The organism is Streptomyces sp. NPDC007901 (assembly GCF_042959465.1).
Lineage (GTDB): Bacteria > Actinomycetota > Actinomycetes > Streptomycetales > Streptomycetaceae > Streptomyces.
The window spans coordinates 38,692-52,816 of the sequence record NZ_JBIBKW010000015.1; the positions used below are offsets into that span (position 1 = coordinate 38,692).

General features: G+C 66.3%; 12 protein-coding genes. 3 read left to right on the plus strand and 9 right to left on the minus strand.

Going from position 1 to position 14,125, the window contains the following annotated elements; translation table 11 throughout:
* Window positions 1–142 precede the first annotated feature (142 nt).
* The 5 genes from ACFZDK_RS37725 to ACFZDK_RS37745 form a co-directional block, all read right to left on the minus strand.
* On the minus strand, window positions 143–1,513 hold the full coding sequence (locus ACFZDK_RS37725; protein ID WP_390979232.1) for a hypothetical protein: 1,371 nt from the start codon (window positions 1,511–1,513) through the stop codon (window positions 143–145).
* Between the two features lie 246 nt (window positions 1,514–1,759).
* Window positions 1,760–2,569 (minus strand): hypothetical protein, encoded by an 810-nt coding sequence (locus tag ACFZDK_RS37730; protein WP_390979234.1) that lies wholly within the window; start codon window positions 2,567–2,569, stop codon window positions 1,760–1,762.
* A 71-nt stretch (window positions 2,570–2,640) separates the two neighbouring features.
* Window positions 2,641–3,921, minus strand: coding sequence for an aminotransferase class III-fold pyridoxal phosphate-dependent enzyme (locus ACFZDK_RS37735; RefSeq protein ID WP_390979236.1), 1,281 nt, complete (start codon window positions 3,919–3,921; stop codon window positions 2,641–2,643).
* A 682-nt stretch (window positions 3,922–4,603) separates the two neighbouring features.
* The gene (locus ACFZDK_RS37740) at window positions 4,604–5,881 is read right to left on the minus strand and encodes a condensation domain-containing protein (protein WP_390979238.1); all 1,278 of its coding nucleotides are present in this window, start codon (window positions 5,879–5,881) and stop codon (window positions 4,604–4,606) included.
* A 33-nt stretch (window positions 5,882–5,914) separates the two neighbouring features.
* Window positions 5,915–6,175 (minus strand): phosphopantetheine-binding protein, encoded by a 261-nt coding sequence (locus ACFZDK_RS37745; protein ID WP_390979240.1) that lies wholly within the window; start codon window positions 6,173–6,175, stop codon window positions 5,915–5,917.
* Window positions 6,176–6,804: 629 nt separating this feature from the next.
* Here ACFZDK_RS37745 and ACFZDK_RS37750 point away from each other — a divergent pair.
* From ACFZDK_RS37750 to ACFZDK_RS37760, 3 genes are all read left to right on the plus strand, one after another.
* On the plus strand, window positions 6,805–7,488 hold the full coding sequence (locus ACFZDK_RS37750) for a sulfotransferase (protein WP_390979242.1): 684 nt from the start codon (window positions 6,805–6,807) through the stop codon (window positions 7,486–7,488).
* Window positions 7,489–7,713: 225 nt separating this feature from the next.
* Window positions 7,714–8,787 carry a hypothetical protein gene (locus ACFZDK_RS37755; RefSeq protein ID WP_390979244.1) on the plus strand — a complete coding sequence of 358 codons (1,074 nt, stop codon included), beginning with the start codon at window positions 7,714–7,716 and terminating at the stop codon, window positions 8,785–8,787.
* 50 nt (window positions 8,788–8,837) lie between these two features.
* Window positions 8,838–9,434: an alpha/beta hydrolase gene (locus tag ACFZDK_RS37760; RefSeq protein ID WP_390979246.1), complete on the plus strand. Its 597-nt coding sequence runs from the start codon at window positions 8,838–8,840 to the stop codon at window positions 9,432–9,434.
* Window positions 9,435–9,592: 158 nt separating this feature from the next.
* Here the strand turns inward: ACFZDK_RS37760 and ACFZDK_RS37765 are convergent, their stop codons facing one another.
* From ACFZDK_RS37765 to ACFZDK_RS37780, 4 genes are all read right to left on the minus strand, one after another.
* Window positions 9,593–10,927 (minus strand): GTP-binding protein, encoded by a 1,335-nt coding sequence (locus tag ACFZDK_RS37765; RefSeq protein ID WP_390979248.1) that lies wholly within the window; start codon window positions 10,925–10,927, stop codon window positions 9,593–9,595.
* A gap of 128 nt (window positions 10,928–11,055) precedes the next feature.
* Window positions 11,056–12,240 (minus strand): ATP-grasp domain-containing protein, encoded by a 1,185-nt coding sequence (locus ACFZDK_RS37770; protein WP_390979250.1) that lies wholly within the window; start codon window positions 12,238–12,240, stop codon window positions 11,056–11,058.
* A gap of 131 nt (window positions 12,241–12,371) precedes the next feature.
* Window positions 12,372–13,304: a sulfate adenylyltransferase subunit CysD gene (gene cysD / locus ACFZDK_RS37775; RefSeq protein WP_390979252.1), complete on the minus strand. Its 933-nt coding sequence runs from the start codon at window positions 13,302–13,304 to the stop codon at window positions 12,372–12,374.
* Window positions 13,305–13,353: 49 nt separating this feature from the next.
* The gene (locus ACFZDK_RS37780) at window positions 13,354–14,076 is read right to left on the minus strand and encodes an FAD/NAD(P)-binding protein (protein ID WP_390979254.1); all 723 of its coding nucleotides are present in this window, start codon (window positions 14,074–14,076) and stop codon (window positions 13,354–13,356) included.
* Between the last annotated feature and the right edge of the window lie 49 nt (window positions 14,077–14,125).

Genomic DNA, 14,125 nt, shown 5'->3' on the forward strand with positions numbered 1-14,125 from the left:
CCGCTGACACCCGGCACGTCTCCGTCCGCGACCGGGGTTGCGTCGGGTACGTCGCGGACCCACCGCCGCGACCAGGTACCCCACAAGATCACCACGACCTCGGGTCGGCCCTGGTCGTGTCAGCCACCGCCCTGGCCGGGCATCACCGCCTGTGCACGCCGGCGGAACGCAGTGACCGCTCCGTCTCGCGGTAGCGACTGCTGACCGTCTGCCGGGACAGGGTCGCCAGCATGTAGTCCTCAGAAGGACGCTCGCTCATGCCCAGGTCGAGCGCCAACCGCTGGTGAACGCGGTTGTACCGGCTCTCAAGGCGTCGGAGCGCGGCCCGGAGCATATCCGGATCCTCATGGAAGTGGATCCGCCCCTGGGACTGCAGCCACACGCTCCCGCTGCTGTACTTCGTCACGGACAGGGCACCGGCGGGGTTCCTTCGCAGGACTATGGAGTCACGCTTCCTGACGAGGAAGGAGATTCGAGCCTCCCCTTCGACGTCCATGAGATCGAACCCGATGTGGCAGCAGCGCAGGAGGCCGTGCTCGTCGAAGCAGGCAAAGTGTCCGTAGGTGGGGTGCACTGAGCGATATTCGCTCTCCTTGGCACGGCGCGTCATACCGAGGATGGCCAGCTCGTCACGGGCCTCACGCGGATCGGACTCACCCTCCGGGGAATCTTCGTCCGTCGTCAAGAAGCGATCGTGGGATTTCCGTCCGGGCAGCTGGGAGAGATCGGCATCGCTGTATCTCGGCGCCAGCTCCTGGACGTAAGGGGCGGATCGATGCACGGGGTGGTCCCCGAGCTCATTGCGCACACGGTAGGCCAGGATTTCCAGCCGAATTCGCTCGTTCCGTTCCCGCTGGTCCCAGCTCGTGTAGTTGCCGTCCACGTGCTCGCCGATCTTCGGCTTGCTGTACATCCCGGCCAAGGCTCGTATCAGTTCGCGGTCGGCGTCCGGCGACTGCCTTGCAAATCCACCCACTTCGAAGGACATCTCGTTCCCGATGCCGGCCGACACGGACAGCGCGACCATCGGGTCAAGAGCCGTCGCCCTTGCCTTGATCCTGTTCTCCACCGTGCTCATCACCACGTTGCCGCCGGTCGTGGTCGCCCAGACGGGTGTGACGCTCACGGCGCCCTGCCCTGTGTGCACGGCGAGGTGAGCGTAGGGGCGATTGGGGCTGGGAAGATGGTTGGCCCGACCGTACGGTGGCCGCAGAAGAGAACGCTCATCGGCAGTCAGCGGCAGGCTCTCCACGTGTCCGAGCAACTCGGAAATCCTGTGTGCGCGCCGCTTGATTTCCTCGCGCGCCGCACCGGCAGCGGCCAGCTCGTCCCCGGAGAGGTTCCGACGCTGTGCGGCCTCTTTGAACAGGTGCGTCGATTCGGTGCCGGGTGCCCGACCGAGCTCCGCCGTCACTCGCCGGTCGTACCCGTCGGAGTTCCACTGAACCAGGCTCTCTGAATCACCGGCGGCAAGCGGTCGTGGAACAGAAGACATCTCGCGTGACTGTTGCATGTGCACACTCTCCTCGGGCTGGAGACAGGGACTGAGCGTTGTCGACACCCGTGCTCCGTCGAGTGGAGACCATCCGTGACCGACGACCGGACTCCTCAGATGACGGCATCCGATCGGCCGAGGCTGATGCACAGGTGATCCGAAGAGTCCGGCCGGGCAGAGCCGGCGAGGCGCTCCCCGCCGTGGTGCCCCCTCGGCCTCAGCCGGGAGAGCAACCGTCGTTGACTGGGCAACCGGCCTGTCGGGTCAGTCCAGCCAGCTCAGGAAGGTCGTCAGCTCTTCCCGCAACTGGACCACGGACGGTCGCTCCACCTCGATCTCGGTCACGGCCTGATCGCCGACCGGTGAGGTCCGGTAGACGTTCGTGAACTCCTCCGCGGCGGGCTGCTGAAGGACGAGCGACGCTGCGGCCTTACCGGCAGACCGAGAGATGCAGTGCAGAATCTCGTGATTGATGTGGTAAACCGTTCCCGCCGGCATGACCGCCTCGAACGCGGCGTACAGCTGCTCTTTGCCCTGCTCCTCCAGGGAGAAGGTGTTGCCCTGTCCGATCGGCCGGTACTTGAAGTGGCAGTACTCGACCCCGGGACCGATCTTGAACTCCTGAGCGAAGTACTCGCCGATCACCAGCGCGGTCGTGAAGTCCCACCGATGCGAGTGGATGTCCTCGGTGATGATTCCCGAGGCGTTCGGCTGCGGATGCCACACATGGAGGCGCAGCTTCCAGGGATTCTTGTCCCCGGCGAGCAGCACGACCTTCAGGAAATTGTTTGCGTGGTAGTACGAACGCGCGGCGACGTCGGCAAGGGCAGCGTCGTCAGAGATGATCTGTCCGATCAGAGATCGCAGCTCTCCGGGCTCGGAAAGTTGACGGACCACCGACTCCGACCCCTGGAAGGTCGAGCCGTCTCCGCTACCCACGACCAGTTCCAGCTCGTCCTTTATATCCTGCAGGGTCGCCTCCGACGAAACCCGCACCATGGCCTGTGTCTCCCTTTGTGGATACTGACGATCCTGTGACTCGATATGCATAGGAAAGTGAACCCTGTTCAGCACGTTTCCCTCCTCCCTCGACCCGCTTGCCGGCCGGGAGCTACTCCGTCCGGAAAGCGGTCAGGGATTCCGGGTCAATCACGGGCCGCGGCGGTGACGTCGACAGCGGTCCCGATCGCCTGGAGGATCTCCTCCGTATCGGCGCCGGTGAGCGTCAGCGGGGGCGCGATCCGGATCACGCCACGCTCGTGGCGTGCCAGGACACCTGCTCGGGCCATGGCCGCCGCGATGGCGTCGCCGGACTCGGGACTGTCCGCCTCGATGGCGACCACCAGCCCGAGTCCGCGGACGTCGGTGACGAGCGGGCTCGACGCCAACTCGCTCAGGCCCTCCAGCAGCGCGGCGCCCTGGGCGGCCGAGTTCTCCACCAGCTTCTCGTCGGCCATGACGTCGAGCACGGTGTTCCCGACGGCGGCCGCAACGGCGTGACCGCCCGTCGTGTGCCCGTAGCGGAGCCCCTGGGCGATCGGCTCCCGGACAAAGGTCTCCTTGATCGACGAGGTGACCGTCACGGCGGCCAGCGGGAGGTACCCGCCGCTGATGCCCTTGCTCATGGTGACGATGTCCGGCGTAATCCCGTCGTGGTCGAATCCGAACATCCGGCCGGTGCGGCCGAATCCACAGAACACCTCATCGAGGATGAGCAGTGCTCCGTGCTGGTCGCACAACTGCCGGAGCCTGGCGAGGAATCCCTCGGGAAAGACGACGCACCCGCCGAGACCGAGCAGCGGTTCGACCATGACCGCCGCAGCGGGCGGGCCGGCCTCCAGTGCAGCGGCGAACAGCCCGATCAGCGCGTCGGCAGCCTCCTGGGTACGCATGTCGCGAGGCGTCGCCGGCAGGGAGACGTGGTCGATCGGGAAGGGCGGGGCCCACTCACTGACCGTGAACGGCAGCCCCGAGAGCTGCTGGGCCAGGTAGGTGGTGCCGTGGTACGCGGCCTCGAAAGTGATGACTCGGTCGCGGTCCTCGCCCTTGTTGCGCCAGAACTGCAGAGCGATCCGCAGGGCCGCCTCTGTGGCCTCCGAGCCACTGTTGAGCAGCACCGTCTCGTTGAGCTCACCCGGCAGGGTCTCCGCCAGCCTGGAGGCCAGTGTCTCGGCGGGATCGTGGCTGGACACCATGGGGTCGTAGTGGACGAGCTGCTCCAGCTGCCGGGTCGCGGCCTCGATCAGCCGCGGATGTCCGTGCCCGCAGGAAGCGTTCAGCACACCGGAGATGCCGTCGAGGTACCAGTTGCCCTCCGCATCGCGGACGCGATTGCCCTTTGCTTCGACGATCCGCAACGAGTGGGCCTGTTGGGTGATCGGCGTCCAAGGCCGCCACAGCGAACTCGGTGCAGTGGATTTTTGCATGTCTGAACACTCCAGGAGACGGATCATCGGGTTTTCAGGGTCCGTGGCGGAACACTCGACATTGCCCGGCCGAGCCACTGGCACCACCCCTGCGGCTTCGTGGCCGATATGTTCGATTCGTGGGGGACGGTGTCAACAGCCGGGCCGCGGCGACGAGTACGGAATTTGACGCAGTCAGTCAAAATTCCCCCCGCTTCGATCGCCGGTCCCATATCTGCAGCATCAAGCCGACTCGATTATGAGAGTCAGAAACGGCACCGCACTCGTGCCTGTTAGAACTCGAAATCAGTTTGCCAGAGCTCTGGCCCCGTGAGTCCCAACAAGTAACAGGATCGGCGACCTTGGCCAACCGTATCGATCACGCCCGCTCGGGCGGCCCGGCAGAAAACCGCGGGATTTCGGAACTCAGAGGCGTTGTGGCCCGGTCCTCGGCGGCTGCGGGATCGGCACACCATCAGCACCGCCTCGATCGCCTCCGGTCACCGTTCATCGGCTTGACACCGTCGACCCTCCGTACTTGCGGCCGCCGGTCTGCACGACCGCCGCCCCGGGCCCGATCGGCGGCGCGATCGCGGCCGTGTGCCTCGTTGGCCGTTCTGCGGCAGGTCATGGACTTGCCGCGGCTGCGGGCCGGTCGGTCTGCCGTCGTCCGGGGTCCAGCCTGCGCTTCGCGACGGACAGGCTAGGCGGTGGTTGCCGAGAGGACGAACCTCTGGGCTGCTTCGAGGAGTTCCTCCACAGCCGCGTCCGGGAAGTAGTTGCCGTTGTACTCCGCAACGAGCCGTGGACCCGTCTCGTACAGGTTCCACGAGACGATCACGGTCTCGTCCCAGACCTTGTCGCCGGGAAAGCTGAGTTCGACGTACTCCACCTCGGTGCCGGTGAACCACGGCGTGTAGTACGTGGACCTCGGGCGCTCGTTCAGTTCGAGATAGAGTCCGGCGGCCGCTCGGCCGACCCCCGTCAGCACTTCGTTCCAGGCCCTCCCTGCAACGGTGAGCGGAAGTGCGTACTCGAAGACGTCATGGGTTCGCTGGAACACCTCCCGGACCGATTCAAGGGGACTCGTGACCCGGCGTCCGAGATGCAGCGGAACGGTTTGGGCGAACAGCCCAGGCGTCTCCGAGGTACCTGGCAGACCGCGACCGTGATGGGTGACGGAGATCCCCGCCGTGGGATCGTCGGCGACTTCCCGAACCCCCGCAAGAATGCCGGTGGATACCGCTGCGAAGGGCGTCACCCGGGCTTGCCGCGAGAGCGCGTCCACCCGTGCCTTGGCATCCGCAGGGAGGGCGCGGTCGATTACCTTGTATTGGTATTCTCCGGTGTGTTTGGCGTCGGCCAGAAAGGGCGGGGGGTACGCCCCGAACTCATCAGTGTATGAGCGCCAGAATTCTTTGCGCTCTTCTCCCCAACCGCCGGAGAACAGACGGCGCTGCTCCGCAGCGAACATGTGATAGCCGTTCACGCCCGTCACATCGCCGGTATCTCCGGCCAGGGCCCGGTCGTAAAATTCCTTGAAATCCGCCCGGATACGATTCCAAGAGAGCAGATCGGTCATGATGTGGTCCATCGCGACACCGAGGAGGTACCTTCGCTCGCTGCGCTGCACGATGGCGATGCGCGAGAACCCCGGGCCGTCCAGACTGAAGGGAGTGCCGAGGAAGCTGCGCATCAGCTCGATCGCCTCGTCGTCCGTCTCCGCCGTGTGGAACTCCACCTCGCTCAGAGCGTCGGCGTGCGTGCGAGCCTCGTCCGCCGAGACATATGTCCTGCGGAGGGCGTCGTGATGCCGACAGACCCGCCGCCAGGCAGCACGGACCGCAGCTATGTCCAATGTCCCGGTTATCCACACGGTCCGGTAAAACAGATTGTGCCAGTCGGCGAAGTCTCCGGTCAGTCTTGCCTTTTCTGCGAGCGAAGTCGGTCCCAGGGAGGCCCCGACATGAGATACTGTCACATCTGACCTTCGGGTGGGTGACGCTTGAGTGCGTCAGCGGTTGATATCAGGCCCGCTTGCCGATTCCGGTACCAACTTGCCCTCCAGGAAATCCGAGAGGCTTCGCGGCGAAGCGTGGGAGAATACGTCACGCAGCTTCACCTCGACACCGAAAGCTCGGTGGATTTCACCGATGATCTGCAATATGTGCAGCGACGTCCCACCGCTCTCGAAGTGATCAGAGTTCTCAGTGAGGTTGGGGTTGCCGAGAACCTGCTGCCATATGTTGGTCAGGATTACAGTACGTTCTGACATCTCTCCCCATAACGTAGATTCCTGCCGGAACTCCACAGCATCGCTGCGTGCTCTCCGGTGTGCACGTCGTTCACGGCGGCGGAATGCAAGTTAGCGGTCGGCACGATGTGCGTGTACTGACAGCAGTCAGGACTTGCCGACGCCGCGCGCCCGCGCGGACAACCGGTCGACTCGCGTCCTCGGCCAGTGCGGCAGCTCTGGGCCGGTGATGCCGGCCGCGACGAGATCCGCGACGGCTTCGGCGTCTTCCCCGGGGCCCGTCGACCAGATCCGCCGCGAGATCGTCTTCCGTGGCGGCGAAGTCCGGTTCTCCGGCGGCCGCCGCCGTGGACCGCGTCGGCCACCCGCCGGTGAAGGCGTTCTGCGTGGATTTCTCCGGCCACTTGGGGAAATCTGAGTCCCGACCGGTTGGGCGCGTCACAGGTTCTCGACCGGCGAAACCTGGCCTGAATCTTCGGTTTTCAGAACCGCTCCTGCGAAATGCGACGCGTTTCTGTTCTCCGCGGAGCGAATAGGAAGCACTGCGGTACTGGCACCTGTCAGTACACCATTTCATGCGCGTCGTCTATTGTGCTTGGCGCAGGAGTAGATCATGACCATATCATTCACGCCGAGTGTGAGTAGGTTACATGAAGATAATCGGGGCGGGCCTGCCGCGCACTGCGACGCTCACTCAGAAGATCGCGCTTGAAATGCTGGGATTCGGCCCCTGCTATCACATGGTCTCGATACCCACCGACCACAACCACATGTCCAAGTGGATATCCGCCTACGAGGGCGACCCGGACTGGGAAGCGATATTCTCCGGATTCTCGGCGGCGGTGGATTACCCGGCATCGTTTTATTACCGGGAATTGGCCGAGGCTTATCCGGAAGCGAAGGTCCTGCTCAGTGTGAGAGACGGGCACTCGTGGGCCCGCAGCATCCGGGACACGATCTGGGGCCTCACGTACGGCGACACGGTGGGCCGTCACCTGGCAGCGGCTGTGGAGGCCGCCGATCCCGACATCCGTCGGCATACGGCGATGCTGCGGGGCATGTACAACCGGGCCGAGCTGTTCGGCCCCAACCCGGAGGTCTTCGACGAGGACGTCGTGGCCGCGGTTATGGAGCGGCACATCAAGGAGGTGCGCGCACACATTCCAGCCGAGCGACTGCTGGAATGGTCGCCGAAGGACGGCTGGGAGCCGCTCTGCGCCTTCCTGGACGTTCCCGTCCCGGAGACGCCCCTGCCGCACGTCAACAGCTCCGCGGTCTTCAACGAGCAGCATATCGAGGGGTCGCTGCACGTCCTTCAGAAGATGAACCTGTAGCCCCGCCGCCCCGGAGCAGAGTCACACCCGCAGCCAATCCTCTTGCAGAGTGCTCTTGGGCTCTTCCTGTCCGAACTGCCTGCCGTCGCCGGCCGGCCTGGCCGTCTCTCGGCAACACCCCTCGGCGCGGTGGCAGGCGGGGTTCACGCCCCGACGGCGCCTCCAGAACGGCCGGGGAACGGGTGTGCCGGCACCTTGGACACCGGATCACGGAGGGCTGGATACATGGCGATCGGCTTCACCTCGACTGTCGCGGACTTCGACCAGAAGCAGTTCGACGCTCTCGACAGAACCGCTGGTTTCGCTTCCTCGTACACCCGCCTGCTTCAGAAGGAGCAGGACCCCAGGTGGATCAGCCGCTACCTCTGGTGGACCGACGACGACCGGCTGAGGGCGGCCATCCCGGTCTACCGGTCCCGCATGAGCTCATGGCCGGACCCCAGATACGACCCGCGTTCATGGGGCCTCCCGGACGGAGCCGGAGACGACTGCACACCCCAGGCGTCGCTGCTGGTTGGCGGATGCGGTGACCGGCGCACCGGTCTTCACGTCGACGTGGAGTCCAGGACACCGGACACTCTGCGAAGTCTCCTGGTCGAACTCGCCCGGATCGCCGCGGACGAAGACCGCTGTCTGGTGTTCCCCTACATGCACGCCGATGCCAGGAACGCGCTGGACGCGGCTACCGACGACCGCATCGCCTGGGTCGAACTGCCACGTGAGGCCCACGTGTTCGGTCTGGCCGATCCTGAGTGGGAGAACAGACTTCCCCGCCGGGTGCGGAGGACGTTCCGCCAGGACCGACGCAAGATCGCGGCGACACCGGTGACAGATGGAGTGGCGGGCGGCGGGGCGTTGTCCTGGGACGAAGCCCGCCCCTGGGCTGCCGAACTGATTTCCCGCCAGCACACCGCCAAAGGCGACCCTGAGCCACCCGAGTTCGTGGATTTCCGCTATTCCGATCTGCAGGAAAATCCTGACGTCGACGTGATTGTGTTCACCGCTCGGTCGCCCACCTTGCGCGGTGTGGCGACAGCCGTGGTGTGGGCGGACGAGATGGAGGTGTGCGAGTTCGGGCTGTCCGGCGAGAACGATGAAGAACACCTTGCGGTGTACATCAGCGTGGGTTTCCACCAACCGTTCCAGTACGCACAGGCCCGGGGAATCAACCACCTACGCTACGGCAGGACGTCGGAGGCGCCCAAAGCCATCCGGGGCGCCGTTTTCACGGAGAATTCCAATGGTGTGCTCGGCATCGACGAAACGAAGCGGCTCGCCCGCCGGGGCCCAGATGGCTGACCACCCGCCCCTGTCGAACCCGAGCCATCGCGTAGAAACAGGATGAGGAAATGACGGACGAGAACAGCAAGCCCAACAGGCGGTCTGTGGTCATAGCGCCCGGCAGGGTCTACGGTCCGGGCACGTCCCTGCTGATGTTCAACCGGGAGGCGGCGGCACGCCGCAAGGCGTTCATGTACCCGGTCGAGTGGGACCTCGGCGCCGGGGACCTGGACTCCGATGACGTAGACGCAATGATCATCGCGCGGGTGACCTCAGCGGTCAAAGAACTGACCGCAGTCGGCGCCGGCGATACGGTGATCATCGCCAAATCGCTCGGCTGTCGAGCGGCACCCGTGGCGGCCGAATACACTCTGCCCGCCATCTGGTTCACGCCGTTTCTGGCCAACTCACCGGTCGCTGCGAAGATCATCAAGGGGCTGGAGCAGAGCGCCGCGCCCTTCCTGCTCGTCGGCGGGACAGCCGACGAGTTCTGGGACGGTGACATCGCCCGGTCGCTCACTCCGCATGTGGTCGAGGTCGCGGGCGCCGATCACAGCATGTTCGTGCCCGGTCGTCCCCTCAAGGAATCCGCCGATGTGCTCGGCGAGGTGGCGACAGCGGTGGAGCAGTTCCTCGACAACGTCGCCTGGCCTGCGACCCGCTGACGCCGAAGGGCACGTGACCCACCGGCTGGCGCCAGACGGTCTGGACCACCGCCCCGAACCGAGACCGCCCCGCCGCCGACCGGCCGACGCACCGCATCGCCCCCTGAGCCGTGCCGGCGGCCACGTCGGCGAGGGCGGCGAACGCGCCCCGGCTCAGCTCAGAACCCCCACCCCTCGTCGCCCTGTACGGTCTGCGCGGCAGGGGCCGTGAAGGCGGTGCCCGCCATGCCGGCGGTGAGCGTGGTGCCGTCGGCCGGATCGATGAGCAGGAAGGATCCGGTCCGGGGGGAGTCGGCGTAGGCGTCCATGGGCAGTGGTTCCGCGGTGCGCACATGCACCCGGCCGATGTCGTTCGCCCTCAGCAGCCTCGGGCTGAGGTGGTCGGAGAGGTCCTCCAGGGTCAGCCGGGAGGGGATCTCCCTGACGATCGCCTTGACGACGCGAGTCGCGTGCTTGAGCAACACCCGCTGTCCTACCGTCAGTGAGGTGTCGGCGACGTGGCAGACGGTGGCCTCGATGTCCTGGGTGAGGGCTGGCGCATCCGCCGTGGGCACGATGAGGTCGCCGCGCGAGACGTCGATGTCGTCCTCCAGGAGCAGCGTCACCGACTGCGGGGCGCACGCCACGTCGACCGCCTCGCCGAGCCGGTCGATGCCCATGATCTTCGTCGTACGTCCCGAGGGCAACAGGGTGACGGCCTCGCCGATGCGGAAGGTGCCGGTGGCGATCTGGCCGGCGCAGCCGCGATAGTCGAGGTGCTCGCTGGTCTGCGCGCGGATCACGTACTGCACGGGGAACCGTGCTTGGCAGGCGGTCAGGCCGTCGCTGACCGGCACCGTTTCCAGGTGCTCCAGCACGGTCGGACCGTCGTACCAGTCCATGTGGGCGTGAGGCTCCACCACGTTGTCGCCCACCAGAGCCGAGATGGGGATCGCCGTGATCTCGCGGCTCCCCAGCGCCGAGGCGTACTCGGTGAACTCCTCGGCGATCGCCGCGAAGACGGCCTCCTCGTAGCCGACGAGGTCCATCTTGTTCACGGCCAGCACCACGTGCGGCACCCGCAGCAGCGCGGCGATCGCGGCGTGCCGGCGGGTCTGCTCGACGACGCCGTTGCGGGCGTCGACGAGGATCACGGTCAGCTCGGCCGTGGAGGCGCCGGTGACCATGTTGCGGGTGTACTGCACGTGGCCGGGGGTGTCGGCGAGGATGAACCGGCGCTTCGGGGTGGCGAAGTAGCGGTAGGCCACGTCGATGGTGATGCCCTGTTCGCGCTCGGCGCGCAGGCCGTCGGTGAGCAGCGCCAGGTCCGGGGCCTCCTGACCGCGGCTCTTCGAGACGCGCTCGACGGCCTCCAACTGGTCGGCGAGGACCGACTTGGAGTCGTGCAGCAGCCGTCCCACGAGGGTGGACTTGCCGTCGTCGACGGAGCCCGCGGTGGCGAACCGCAGCAGGGTGGTGGCCGGAAGCTGCTCGGCCACGGTGGTCCTGGACATCAGAAAGGTCCTTCGCAGTTGTGGTCTTCCGCCACCGTCTGCGAACCATGGGCAGCGCGGTGGCGCGCTCATCGACGCGCCCCTCGGCCGCCGATACGTGGAGGCCCCCAGTGAAGGGCGCGGCTCGCTCAGTCGGCCGCCTCGTAGACGACCCGCGCGGTGAACCAGTCGGCGAGCCGTCGCATGCGGTCCTCGACCTCCTGTTCATCCGCCCCGGAGACGACCGCGAGACCAGCCCACAGATGCGTGCCCTCGGTGGTGTCGGGCAGGACCGTGCCGGGACCGGCGGTGACTTCGGCGTACACCACGCCGGGCCGGTCCAGGACCTCGCGGTCGGAGGGCACGGCGCGTATGAGGCCCGGTTGCGCGGACAGGAGCATGCCGCCGAACACTGTGCCGTCGACGTGGCCGGGGGAACCGGTGACGCCGGAGGCGCGGCCGGTCGCCAGCCTGGCCCACACGTCGTGCAGCCGGACGCCGAAGGCACGCTCGATGACCTCGTCGGTCCGGCCTCCGCCCACGCGCGCCCCGCATTCGCCGAATACGATGTCTCCGTCCTCGGCGTGCTGGAAAACCTCCAGGTGGAAGATCCCGTCGTGGTGCCCGAGCGCCTTGAAAGCCGTTTTGGCCAGCGCCCCGACCTTCGCGTACAGCTCCGGGTGAGCGCGTGGCGGCAGCACGATGTTGGCCACCAGCCCGCCGCTGTGCACCTCGATCAGGTTCTGCACGTACCGGGAGATCGACAACAGCCGCAGCTCCCCGCCCTCCACGAACCCGTCGACCTGGAACTCGACGCCGGGCACGTACTCCTCCAACAGCCAGGGCCCGCCGCTGGCGGCGACCACCGGCTGTCGGAGGACGGCGGTCAGGTCCTGCTCGTCGGCGACCAGAAACGTGTTCTGGGCCCCGGCGCCGTCCAGTGGCTTGAGCACCTGTGGGAACGACGGCAGTACGGCAGCGGCACCGGGCGCCTCCAGCACGGCGCAGTCGGCGGTCCGCACCCCGGCCTCCCGGACGGCACGCTTCTGGATGAATTTGTCGCGCATCGCCAGCGCCCGGGCGATCGCCGTCGCGTCGCCCGACACCGCCGCCGCGTCGAGGAGGCAGAACTCCATCCCGCTGCACACGACGTCGAAGACATCGGGGGCCAGGCCGGCCCGGTCGAGTCCGGCCAGCACATCGGTGCTGCGGGCCGGATCGGACACCACCACCGCGCGTGCGCCCATCGCGCGGACGGCCGGTGCGTCGGCGGGATTCACCGCGCAGGTCACGGCCGCCCCGGAACGGATGAGCGCGGCGATGGCCGGGTACATCCAGCCAAGGTGGAGGACAGCCGGCGCTTGCTGCATATCAGCACTCCCCAAAAGACGAGACTTATCGCGTGGATGGGGCTTGTACGCAAGGAGCGCCAGCAGCGTCGGCCTCGGCGCCGTAGCGTGGCCGGTCAGAAGTAGCCGTCACGCTTGCGGTCCTCCATCGCGGCCTCGGAAAGTCTGTCGTCGGCACGCGTCGCACCCCGTTCGGTGAGCCGGGAAGCCGCGATCTCGGCGATCACTGCGTCCAGCGTGGTGGCCGCGGAGTCCACGGCACCGGTACAGGACATGTCGCCGACGGTGCGGTAGCGCACCAGTCGGACCTCTGTCGGTTCGCCCTCCTTCGGGCCGCCCCACTCGCCCGCGGTCAGCCACATCCCCGAGCGCCGGAACACCTCACGTTCATGCGCGAAGTAGATCCGAGGCAGCTCGATGCCCTCGCGGGCGATGTACTGCCACACGTCCAGCTCGGTCCAGTTGGACAGCGGGAAGACCCGTACGTGCTCGCCGGGAGCGTGCCGTCCGTTGTACAGCTGCCACAGCTCTGGGCGCTGCCTGCGGGGATCCCAGCCGCCGAACTGGTCGCGCAGCGAGAACACCCGTTCCTTCGCCCGGGCCTTCTCCTCGTCGCGCCGTCCGCCGCCGAACACCGCGTCGTACCGGGCCGTCTCTATGGCGGCCAAGAGCGGCTGTGTCTGCAGCGGGTTACGGGTGCCGTCCGGGCGCTCCCGCAGTTCTCCGCGATCGATGAACTCCTGTACGGAGGCGACGTGCAACCGCAACCCGTGTTGCTTGACGACACCGTCCCGAAAGGACAGCACCTCGGGAAAATTGTGCCCCGTGTCGACATGCAGCAGCCCGAACGGCAGCGGGGCCGGCCTGAAGGCCTTCAACGCGAGGTGCAGCATGACCATGGAGTCCTTGCCACCCGAGAAGAGGATCACCGGCCGCTCGAACTCGCCCGCCACCTCGCGGAAGATATGTACGCCTTCCGACTCGAGTACGTCCAGATGGGGGTCCCGACCGACAACACGCACCTCTGGAGAGGAGTGCACGCCGCTCATTGATCACCCTCCCGCGGACGCCGAGGACTGACGCTCCATCCGGTCCTCTTCACGACGCCCGGACCGCGAGTACCGAAGCGGCAACCTTCGCCGCTTCTCGACGTAGAAGCGGCACATAGTCCACGGGAGTGGACGATCGCATTTCACGGTGATCCGGCAGGAAGTGCGCGTGAGGTCCCCATCCCATCTCGCTGCCACGGGACTCAGAAACGTCACCGTCGACGGACCGCGATGCCCACCGATCACCGTCCTTCGGCTCCCAGGCGCATCTCAGTCCGGTCGCCATGACCACGGAATCCACACGACAGAGCTCACCGTTGTCCAAATAGAGGACATACCCGGACTCATCCGTTTTTTCGATCTGCTCCACACGGTTCTTGATTCTCCGCACAGTCGCAGAGCCAGTCGCCTGGATGATCGACTCGCCGACGGTGTGCGCAAGGTAATTCTGGTAGCGATACCAGGTGGGCGTCAGACCGGTCTCCGACGGGCATTCACCACGCCGGCACAGCCAACGCGCAAAGTGGTCGGCTTCTCTCTCATAGCAGCTCATGTCCTCGACACGCGCGCTCAGCAGGCGCTGCGCCGAGTCTCGATGAGGTCGAAGGTCTCCGGCCACAACGCCCGGATCTATGAGGAGCAGTTCTATCGGCCCATTCTGAGGATGGCTCGACGATCCATCACACAGATGCACTACCGCAAGCGAACCGGCTATGCCAAGTCCTACGACAGCGACGACAGGCCGGTGACTTCGCGCATCGTGCATTCCCATTCAGATCCCTCTCGCAGCCGGTTGCTCATGTCACGTGCAGTCATGAAGC

Excerpts from the sequence above, each read along its gene's own strand:
- ACFZDK_RS37750 (WP_390979242.1), top strand. The coding sequence starts at position 6,805 with ATGAAGATAATCGGGGCGGGCCTGCCGCGCACTGCGACGCTCACTCAG.
- cysD (WP_390979252.1), bottom strand. The coding sequence starts at position 13,304 with ATGAGCGGCGTGCACTCCTCTCCAGAGGTGCGTGTTGTCGGTCGGGAC.
- ACFZDK_RS37725 (WP_390979232.1), bottom strand. The coding sequence starts at position 1,513 with ATGCAACAGTCACGCGAGATGTCTTCTGTTCCACGACCGCTTGCCGCC.
- ACFZDK_RS37780 (WP_390979254.1), bottom strand. The coding sequence starts at position 14,076 with ATGGGAATGCACGATGCGCGAAGTCACCGGCCTGTCGTCGCTGTCGTA.
- ACFZDK_RS37735 (WP_390979236.1), bottom strand. The coding sequence starts at position 3,921 with ATGCAAAAATCCACTGCACCGAGTTCGCTGTGGCGGCCTTGGACGCCG.
- ACFZDK_RS37760 (WP_390979246.1), top strand. The coding sequence starts at position 8,838 with ATGACGGACGAGAACAGCAAGCCCAACAGGCGGTCTGTGGTCATAGCG.
- ACFZDK_RS37755 (WP_390979244.1), top strand. The coding sequence starts at position 7,714 with ATGGCGATCGGCTTCACCTCGACTGTCGCGGACTTCGACCAGAAGCAG.
- ACFZDK_RS37765 (WP_390979248.1), bottom strand. The coding sequence starts at position 10,927 with ATGTCCAGGACCACCGTGGCCGAGCAGCTTCCGGCCACCACCCTGCTG.
- ACFZDK_RS37745 (WP_390979240.1), bottom strand. The coding sequence starts at position 6,175 with ATGTCAGAACGTACTGTAATCCTGACCAACATATGGCAGCAGGTTCTC.
- ACFZDK_RS37770 (WP_390979250.1), bottom strand. The coding sequence starts at position 12,240 with ATGTACCCGGCCATCGCCGCGCTCATCCGTTCCGGGGCGGCCGTGACC.